Source organism: Mycobacterium sp., from assembly GCF_032159775.1.
In the GTDB taxonomy this organism is placed as follows: domain Bacteria; phylum Actinomycetota; class Actinomycetes; order Mycobacteriales; family Mycobacteriaceae; genus Mycobacterium.
Genome location: NZ_JAVHWK010000108.1, coordinates 19,018 through 27,322, shown reverse-complemented (window position 1 = coordinate 27,322; position 8,305 = coordinate 19,018). Strand labels below are relative to the sequence as shown.

Annotated in this window: 8 protein-coding genes; 6 read left to right on the top strand and 2 right to left on the bottom strand. The window is 67.0% G+C overall.

Annotated features, from left to right (window positions below):
* Together QOJ24_RS12220 and QOJ24_RS12215 are read left to right on the top strand one after the other, a co-directional pair.
* A partial coding sequence (locus QOJ24_RS12220; RefSeq protein WP_526261460.1) for an RNA polymerase sigma factor occupies positions 1–431 on the top strand: 431 nt, incomplete at its 5' end.
* Positions 424–1,629 carry an anti-sigma-D factor RsdA gene (locus QOJ24_RS12215; protein ID WP_526261458.1) on the top strand — a complete coding sequence of 402 codons (1,206 nt, stop codon included), beginning with the start codon at positions 424–426 and terminating at the stop codon, positions 1,627–1,629. The genes QOJ24_RS12220 and QOJ24_RS12215, both read left to right, overlap by 8 nt.
* Positions 1,630–1,640: 11 nt before the next feature.
* Here the strand turns inward: QOJ24_RS12215 and QOJ24_RS12210 are convergent, their stop codons facing one another.
* Entirely contained in the window at positions 1,641–2,045 is a 405-nt protein-coding gene (locus tag QOJ24_RS12210) for a DUF5319 domain-containing protein (protein ID WP_123028452.1), read from the bottom strand.
* A gap of 146 nt (positions 2,046–2,191) precedes the next feature.
* Here QOJ24_RS12210 and guaB point away from each other — a divergent pair, with 146 nt between their 5' ends.
* Genes guaB through phoU form a run of 4 tightly spaced genes read left to right on the top strand, consistent with a single transcriptional unit; the run spans position 2,192 to position 7,370 of the window.
* Positions 2,192–3,733, top strand: a complete 1,542-nt coding sequence (guaB, locus tag QOJ24_RS12205; RefSeq protein WP_526261456.1) for an IMP dehydrogenase — start codon at positions 2,192–2,194, stop codon at positions 3,731–3,733.
* Positions 3,734–3,751: 18 nt separating this feature from the next.
* Entirely contained in the window at positions 3,752–4,879 is a 1,128-nt protein-coding gene (locus QOJ24_RS12200; RefSeq protein WP_526261464.1) for a GuaB3 family IMP dehydrogenase-related protein, read from the top strand.
* A 55-nt stretch (positions 4,880–4,934) separates the two neighbouring features.
* On the top strand, positions 4,935–6,680 hold the full coding sequence (locus QOJ24_RS12195; RefSeq protein WP_526261454.1) for a GMC oxidoreductase: 1,746 nt from the start codon (positions 4,935–4,937) through the stop codon (positions 6,678–6,680).
* Positions 6,681–6,710: 30 nt separating this feature from the next.
* Positions 6,711–7,370 carry a phosphate signaling complex protein PhoU gene (gene phoU, locus QOJ24_RS12190; RefSeq protein WP_526261452.1) on the top strand — a complete coding sequence of 220 codons (660 nt, stop codon included), beginning with the start codon at positions 6,711–6,713 and terminating at the stop codon, positions 7,368–7,370.
* Here the strand turns inward: phoU and QOJ24_RS12185 are convergent.
* Entirely contained in the window at positions 7,367–8,269 is a 903-nt protein-coding gene (locus QOJ24_RS12185; protein ID WP_526261450.1) for a DMT family transporter, read from the bottom strand. The genes phoU and QOJ24_RS12185 overlap by 4 nt on opposite strands.
* Between the last annotated feature and the right edge of the window lie 36 nt (positions 8,270–8,305).

Below are 8,305 nucleotides of genomic sequence, written 5' to 3'. Positions count from 1 at the left end.
TCTCAGCTGACGATGTGGCACAGGAGGTGTGCTTGGCCGCCATCACGGCGCTGCCGCGCTACAAGGATCAGGGACGACCGTTCCTGGCCTTTGTCTACGGCATCGCTGCCCACAAGGTTGCCGACGCTCATCGCGCGGCCGCCAGGAACCGCTCTGAGCCGACGGAAGTCGTGCCGGAGCGCTTCGCCGCGGAGGCCGGCCCCGAACAACTCGCCCTCGACGGTGAAGCCGCGCAGCGGATGAACAAGCTGCTGGAGATTCTGCCGGAGAAGCAGCGTGAGATTTTGATCCTGCGCGTGGTCGTCGGCATGAGTGCCGAGGAGACCGCTGAGGCGGTCGGCAGCACGGCGGGCGCCGTCCGGGTGGCACAGCACCGCGCGCTGGCGCGACTGAAGTCAGAAATCATCGCGACGGGGCACGACCATGCCTGATTTCCGGCGCTGGGGCGCAAACGGAGGCGATCCGTCGCTCAACGCGATCGCGCATACGGACCGCTACCTCGACTCACTGGCTCACGAGCAGCCGGTGTACGCGACGGACCCGGCCGATGCCGAGCTGGCCGGGCTGATGTCCGGGTGGCGCGACGAGGTTCGCAGGCCACCTACGAGGGTTGCGCCGCAGCAAGAAGCCGAGTTCGTCCTTCATCGCGCGCTCGCCTCGCGGCGACGTACGCGGATGTCGATGGCCGTCTCGGGCTCGGTTGCGGCCGCGTTGCTGTGTCTCGGCGGGTTCGGCGCCATCGTCTATGGCGCGGGGCCGGGCGATGCGCTGTACGGGCTGCGCGTCTCGCTGTTCGGCGAGCAGCAGGTGACCCGCGACGACCAGGTCTCGCTGGCCGCCCAGACGGAGATGCAACAGGTTCAGCAACTCATCGATCAAGGCAACTGGGACGCCGCTCAAGACAAGCTGCAGACCGTCACCTCGACCGTGCAGACCGTCGAAGACCCGCAGCGGCAGCAGGAACTGCAAAAGCAGTTGAACGACTTGTCGGCCAAGGTGGAGACGCGCGACCCGAATGCGACCGCGCCGCCCGTGTCCGACGCCTCGGTCGTACCGAACGCCTCGGTGCCGAACCCGCCGGGACAATTTTCCATGCCGCCGCTGCCGCAGCTACCGCCGTCGGTGCCCGGTATGCCGTTGCCGGACATCTCGCTGCCGCAGCTGCCACCAATACCGCAGCTGCCGCTGCCCGGACCCGGTGTGCCGCCGGACATTTCGCTGCCGGATCTGCCGCAGTTGCCGCTGCCCCTGCCGAAGCCGGTGGAGCAGCCCAAGCCGCTGCCGAAACCCGACCAGAACGAGCCGAAGCCGTTGCCGCAGGATCAAGATCCGGCGCCGGATTCGCCGAAGCCGCCCAAGCCGGTCGAGCAGCCCAAGCCGGTCGAGTTGCCCAAGCCAGTCGAGCAGCCCAAGCCGGTCGAGCAGCCCAAGCCGCAGGTACCGGACAACCCGAAGCCTGCGCCGGCACCCGAACCTGAGCCGTTGCCGGCTCCTGCTCCGGTGATACCGGTCGTACCTGCTCCGAAGCCACCGTCTGCCCTAGTGCCTGCGCAGGAGGAACCGCCGGTCGAGCAGCCGTCGACGACGTTGTTCCCGATTCCGGGCCAGAAGCCCAAAAACGGGAACTGAGGAATCAGCTCTCAGCGATAGCCGTCTGGCTCCGTCGTCGCCTCGTTGAGCGAGGCGTCGGCGTAGCCGCGGCAATAATCCCACGTCACGTATGCATCGGGCTCGGGGTCGTAAGCAGGTTCGTGGGGACGCACGGTGCCGTCGACCAAGAGCTGCAAGAGATTGGCCCGCAGCATGTCCCAGTCGTGATAGTGGTCCTGCTGGCATTCGTCACAGCACACCACGAGACCGCGAATCCCCTTGTGTGCCAGCAGGGCTTCATAGACAGCGAGGTCGGCCAGATCGGCCTCCACCGCCGTACGTTCCTGTGCGTCCAGAGGCTGGCCGGGTTCGAGGGCGTCCAGCGCCCCCGAGGGGTCGCACGGGTCGTCGGCGAACGGATCCGGCGGCAAACCAGGCGGCAGGTGGTCTCGCACGGTTCCACCCTAGCTAGGGACACTGGCTCCCGCCAGCGGTTGCCCCTTCAACTGCGGACCCCGGTTGGCCCGTGTGGGGACCGGTTCTTCAATGGGGATGCCGATAAGATGGTTATCTAGCTCCCCGCCGATGGAGGCTGTAACCCATGTCGATCGCTGAAAGCGACATCCCCCTCGCCGTACCGGTGCCCACCGGCGGCGACGATCCCACCAAGATCGCCATGCTCGGACTGACGTTCGACGATGTCCTATTGCTTCCCGCCGCCTCCGATGTGGTGCCCGCCACGGCCGACACATCCAGTCAGCTCACCAGGCGCATCCGGCTGAAGGTGCCGCTGGTCAGCTCGGCGATGGACACCGTGACCGAAGCGCGGATGGCGATCGCGATGGCCCGAGCGGGCGGCATGGGTGTGCTTCACCGCAATCTTCCCGTCGCCGAGCAGGCCGGCCAGGTGGAAACGGTCAAGCGGTCAGAAGCCGGGATGGTCACCGACCCGGTCACCTGTTCGCCGGGCAACACGCTCGCCGAGGTCGACGCGCTGTGTGCCAGGTTCCGGATCTCGGGGCTGCCCGTCGTCGACGACACCGGCGCGCTCGTCGGCATCATCACCAACCGCGACATGCGCTTCGAGGTCGATCAGAGCAAGCCCGTGTCCGAGGTGATGACCAAGGCGCCGCTGATCACGGCGCGCGAGGGTGTCACCGCCGATGCGGCCCTTGGCCTGTTGCGCCGCCACAAGATCGAGAAGCTGCCGATCGTCGACGGACATGGCCGGCTGACCGGCTTGATCACAGTCAAGGACTTCGTCAAGACCGAGCAGCACCCGTACGCGACCAAGGACAGCGACGGCAGGCTGCTGGTCGGCGCGGCGGTTGGCATCGGTCCAGACGCGTGGACGCGGGCGATGACGCTGGCCGACGCAGGCGCCGACGTGCTGGTCGTCGACACCGCTCACGCCCATAACCGGCTTGTGCTGGACATGGTCAGCAAGCTCAAACGTGAAGTGCGGCAACGGGTCGATGTGATCGGCGGAAACGTCGCGACCCGCGCTGCGGCGGCCGCTCTGGTCGAGGCGGGCGCCGACGCCGTTAAGGTCGGTGTCGGCCCCGGTTCCATCTGCACCACCCGCGTGGTCGCCGGGGTCGGCGCACCGCAGATCACCGCGATCCTCGAGGCGGTTGCGGCCTGTGCTCCCTCGGGAACACCGGTAATCGCAGACGGCGGCCTGCAGTATTCGGGCGACATCGCCAAGGCGCTGGCCGCGGGCGCATCCACGACGATGCTCGGCTCGCTGCTCGCGGGCACCGCCGAGGCCCCTGGTGAGTTGATCTTCGTCAACGGCAAGCAGTTCAAGAGCTACCGGGGGATGGGGTCGCTCGGTGCGATGCAGGGCCGTGCCAACACGAAGTCGTACTCGAAAGACCGCTACTTCCAAGACGATGCGCTCAGTGAGGACAAGCTGGTTCCCGAGGGCATCGAGGGCCGCGTTCCGTTCCGGGGCCCGTTGTCCACCGTGATTCATCAGCTGACGGGTGGCCTGCGGGCGGCGATGGGCTACACGGGCGCAGCGACGATCGAGCAGTTGCAGCAGGCGCAGTTCGTGCGGATCACCCCGGCAGGGCTGAAGGAAAGCCACCCGCACGACATCGCGATGACCGTCGAAGCGCCCAACTACTACACCCGATAGCGAGTCCGCATGCGCGACATGGTCGAAATCGGGATGGGCCGAACCGCCCGCCGCACTTACGAACTCGGCGACATCAACATCGTCCCGTCGCGCAGGACGCGGTCGTCGCAGGACGTGTCGACCGCCTGGCAGCTCGACGCGTACCGCTTCGAGATCCCCGTCGTCGCCCATCCGACCGACGCGCTGGTGTCGGTCGAGTTCGCGATCGAGATGGGCCGCCTCGGTGGTCTCGGCGTGCTCAACGGCGAGGGGCTGATCGGCAGGCACGCCGACGTGGCCGAAAAGATCGCCCAAGTGGTCGAGGCCGCGGAGAAGGAGCCTGAACCGGCGGCCTCCATTCGCCTTCTCCAGCAACTACATTCGGCGCCACTGGACCCCGAGCTGCTCGGCGCAGCCGTCGCGCGCATCCGCGAAGCCGGCGTGACCACCGCGGTCAGAGTGAGCCCGCAGAACGCACAGGCGTTGACGCCCGCATTGGTGGCTGCGGGAATCGACCTGCTCGTCATACAGGGCACCATCGTGTCGGCCGAGCGCGTCGCACAAGACGGTGAGCCGCTGAACCTCAAGACGTTCATCTCCGAGCTGGACATACCCGTGGTGGCGGGCGGCGTGCTGGACCATCGCACCGCGCTGCACCTGATGCGCACGGGCGCTGCGGGCGTGATCGTCGGCTACGGCTCCACCAGCGGCGTCACCACCAGTGACGAGGTGCTCGGCATCAGCGTGCCGATGGCGAGCGCCATTGCCGACGCCGCCGCCGCCAGGCGCGAGTACCTCGACGAGACCGGTGGCCGCTACGTTCACGTGCTGGCGGACGGCGATATCCATACGTCGGGCGACCTGGCCAAGGCGATCGCCTGCGGAGCGGACGCTGTGGTGCTCGGCACGCCGTTGTCGCTGGCCGCCGAGGCGCTCGGCGACGGCTGGTTCTGGCCCGCCGCCGCCGCTCACCCGTCGCTGCCGCGCGGCGCGCTTCTGCAGATTGCGCTCGGCGAACGGCCCGCGCTTGCGCAGGTGCTCACCGGTCCGTCCGATGATCCGTTCGGCTCGTTGAACCTGGTGGGCGGGCTGCGCAGATCGATGGCAAAGGCCGGCTACTGCGACCTGAAGGAGTTTCAGAAGGTCGGCCTGGCCGTCGGCAACTAGGCCAGGCGGTCGACCCGGACTTTTGGCTACCGACCGGTAAGTTCATAATGATTCGATGCAGCCTGACTATGACGTTCTGATCATCGGTTCGGGGTTCGGGGGCAGTGTTTCCGCGTTGCGGCTGACCGAGAAGGGTTACCGCGTCGGTGTCCTGGAGGCCGGCCCCCGCTACGCCGATGACGAGTTCGCGAAGACCTCGTGGAACCTGCGCAAGTTCCTGTGGATGCCGAAGCTCGGCTTGTACGGGATTCAGCGCATACACCTGCTCCGCAACGTGATGATCCTGGCAGGCGCGGGCGTCGGCGGCGGATCGCTGAACTACGCCAACACGCTTTACGTGCCGCAGGACCCCTTCTTCAACGACCCTCAGTGGAAGCACATCACCGACTGGCGCGCAGAGTTGTTGCCGCATTACGAGCAGGCGCAACGCATGCTCGGTGTGGTGCAGAACCCGACGTTCACCGACGCCGACAAGATCATCAAGGAGGTCGCCGACGACATGGGTGTCGGCGACACATTCGTGGCGACCCCCGTCGGTGTCTTCTTCGGTCCGGACGGCACCAAGGCGCCGGGCAAGACCGTGCCGGACCCGTACTTCGGCGGTGTCGGACCGGCCCGCACCGGCTGCATCGAGTGCGGCTCCTGCATGACGGGTTGCCGCTACGGCGCCAAGAACACGCTCGTGAAGAATTACCTCGGGCTGGCCGAAACTGCTGGGGCGCAAGTTCATCCGATGACCACGGTGACGAGCTTCAAGCAGCGGCCTGACGGTCTGTGGGAGGTCAAGACCGCCCACACCGGCCGCTTGCTGCGCCGCAAGCGTCGGACGTTCACCGCCGATCACGTCATCCTTGCCGCGGGCACGTTCGGCACCCAGAAGTTGCTATTCAAGATGCGCGATCGCGGGAATCTGCCGAAGCTGTCGGACAAACTCGGTGTGCTGACCCGAACCAACTCCGAGTCGATCGTCGGCGCGGGCCGGCTCGCCGTGCGGGACGACCTCGACCTCACCCACGGTGTGGCGATCACCTCGTCGATCCACCCCACCTCCGACACGCACGTCGAGCCGGTCCGCTACGGCAAGGGGTCCAATGCGATGGGCCTGCTGCAGACGCTGATGACCGACGGTGCCGGTCCGGAAGGCAGCGACGTCCCGCGGTGGCGGCAGCTGCTGAACCAGGCGGGCGAGGATCCCAAAAACATGCTGCGGTTGCTCAACCCGCGGCGGTGGAGCGAGCGGACGATGATCGCGCTGGTGATGCAGAACCTGGACAACTCGATCACGACCTACACGAAACGCACCAGGCTCGGCATCCGTCGGATGGTCAGCAAGCAGGGCCACGGCGAGCCCAACCCGACCTGGATACCGGTCGGCAACGAGGTCACCCGCCGGCTGGCACAGAAAATTGACGGCGTCGCCGGCGGCACCTGGGGCGAGCTGTTCAACATTCCGCTGACCGCCCACTTCCTCGGCGGTGCGGCAATCGGGGACAGCGCCGAACACGGCGTGATCGACCCGTATCACCGGGTCTACAACTATCCGACGCTTTCGGTGGTCGACGGCGCAGCGATCTCGGCGAACCTCGGCGTCAATCCCTCGCTGAGCATCACCGCGCAGGCCGAGCGGGCTGCCTCGCTGTGGCCCAACAAGGGCGAGGACGACCTGCGGCCCCGCCAAGGCGAGGGGTATCGGCGGCTCAGCCCGATCGAGCCTGCGCATCCCGTCGTGCCCGCAGACGCCTTCGGCGCGTTGCGGCGCATTCCGTTCGAACCGGGCGAAAAGGTCAGTTCAGCCGGTTAACAACCCCGAGACGGGGGTACTTCACCGGCCATGCGTACGGCGTACCGGGATGACCTCGCTGCTCTGCGCCGCCAATTGGCCGACATGTGCGGACTGGCCGCGGACGCGATGGACCACGCGTCAAAGGCGCTGCTGCAGGCGGATCTTGAGCTTGCCGAACAGGTCATCGCCGACCACGGCCACATCGCTGACAAGTGGCGGGCGACGGAGGAGCGAGCGGTCAGGCTGCTTGCGCTTCAGCAGCCGGTAGCAGGCGATCTGAGAAAGGTCGTCTGCGCACTGCACGTCGGCGCAGACATCGAGCGGATGGGCGCGCTGGCCGTGCATGTCGCCAACATCGCCCGGCTTCGTCATCCCGATCACGCGGTGCCCGACGAGGTTCGCGGATTATTCGCCGAGATGGCCGATGTGGCGGTCCAACTCGCGAGCACGGCGCGGGAGATACTGCTGTCGCCCGACGCCGAGAAGGCAGCGCAACTGCGCGAAAAGGACGACGTCGTCGACACCCGGCACCGCCAGCTGTTCACGGTGCTGATCGACCGGGAGTGGCGCAACGGGGTCTGCTCGGCGGTCGATGTCGCGTTGCTCGGCCGGTTCTACGAGCGGTTCGCCGACCATGCTGTCGAGATCGGCAGACGGGTGATCTTCGAGGCGACCGGTGGGTTGCCTGCGCACAAGAAACTGGCCTAGGTCTGCGTCTCGCTGCGGCGCGCCATCTCCGTCTCGAGCATCTCTTCGAACGCGCCCTCGTCGCGACCGAGTGCAATCGTCGCCGCCCCCATCGCCGCGACCGCTACCGCCAGCAGTCCAACCTTGACCGGATCGCTGACCGCGAGTGCCTCGCCGAGCACAATTACACCCAACGACACCGCGACCAACGGTTCGAGAACCAACATGGTGGGCACCGAGGCCTGCAGCGCGCCTGCGTGAAACGCCGACTGCTGCAACAGGGTTGCCGCCACGCCGAGGATCAGGACGAGATACGGTGCGGGGATCAGCAACGTACCCCACATACCTTCCTCGTTGAGCCGTTGCACGGTGACCTTGGTGAGCACCGACACCACGCCGAACAACACCCCGACCGCGGTCGCGATCAGCAGCGCGCGGTTGCGGCCCTCGGTGCGGGCGCCCCCGATCACACAGCCCAGCACCACGACCACGCACAGCACGGTGACCAAGATCCAGAGGACGGGCGGTGGTCGGTAGTTTCCCGGCTGCACGCGCGCGATCGTCAGGAATACCGCCAACCCCAACGTCAGCACCAGCGCCCACACCCAGTCGTGCGCGGTGACGCGGCGATGGGCGAGCCGGGCGCTCATCGGTAGCGCGAACAACAACGCCGACACCAGAAGCGGCGCGACAAGAATGAGCGATCCCCAAGTCAGCGCGAGAGCCTGGAAACCGTAGCCGGACGCCGCCACTGCCGTGCCCGCCCACCACAGGCGATTGCGCAGCAGCTTTTTGAACATCGTCGTGCTGACGCCCTCGTCCTGGGGGATCTCCAGCGTCGCGCGCTGACGGATCACGATCCCGAGCGCCGAGGTCACTGCGGCGGCCAGCGCCAGCAGAACGACCACCCACTCGGGCATGAATCTCCTCATCGGATGTGAACGACGTGCTCACGG

Coding starts and splice junctions, on each gene's coding strand:
- QOJ24_RS12215 (WP_526261458.1), top strand. CDS start 424: ATGCCTGATTTCCGGCGCTGGGGCGCAAACGGAGGCGATCCGTCGCTC.
- QOJ24_RS12185 (WP_526261450.1), bottom strand. CDS start 8,269: ATGCCCGAGTGGGTGGTCGTTCTGCTGGCGCTGGCCGCCGCAGTGACC.
- guaB (WP_526261456.1), top strand. CDS start 2,192: ATGTCGATCGCTGAAAGCGACATCCCCCTCGCCGTACCGGTGCCCACC.
- QOJ24_RS12200 (WP_526261464.1), top strand. CDS start 3,752: ATGGTCGAAATCGGGATGGGCCGAACCGCCCGCCGCACTTACGAACTC.
- phoU (WP_526261452.1), top strand. CDS start 6,711: ATGCGTACGGCGTACCGGGATGACCTCGCTGCTCTGCGCCGCCAATTG.
- QOJ24_RS12195 (WP_526261454.1), top strand. CDS start 4,935: ATGCAGCCTGACTATGACGTTCTGATCATCGGTTCGGGGTTCGGGGGC.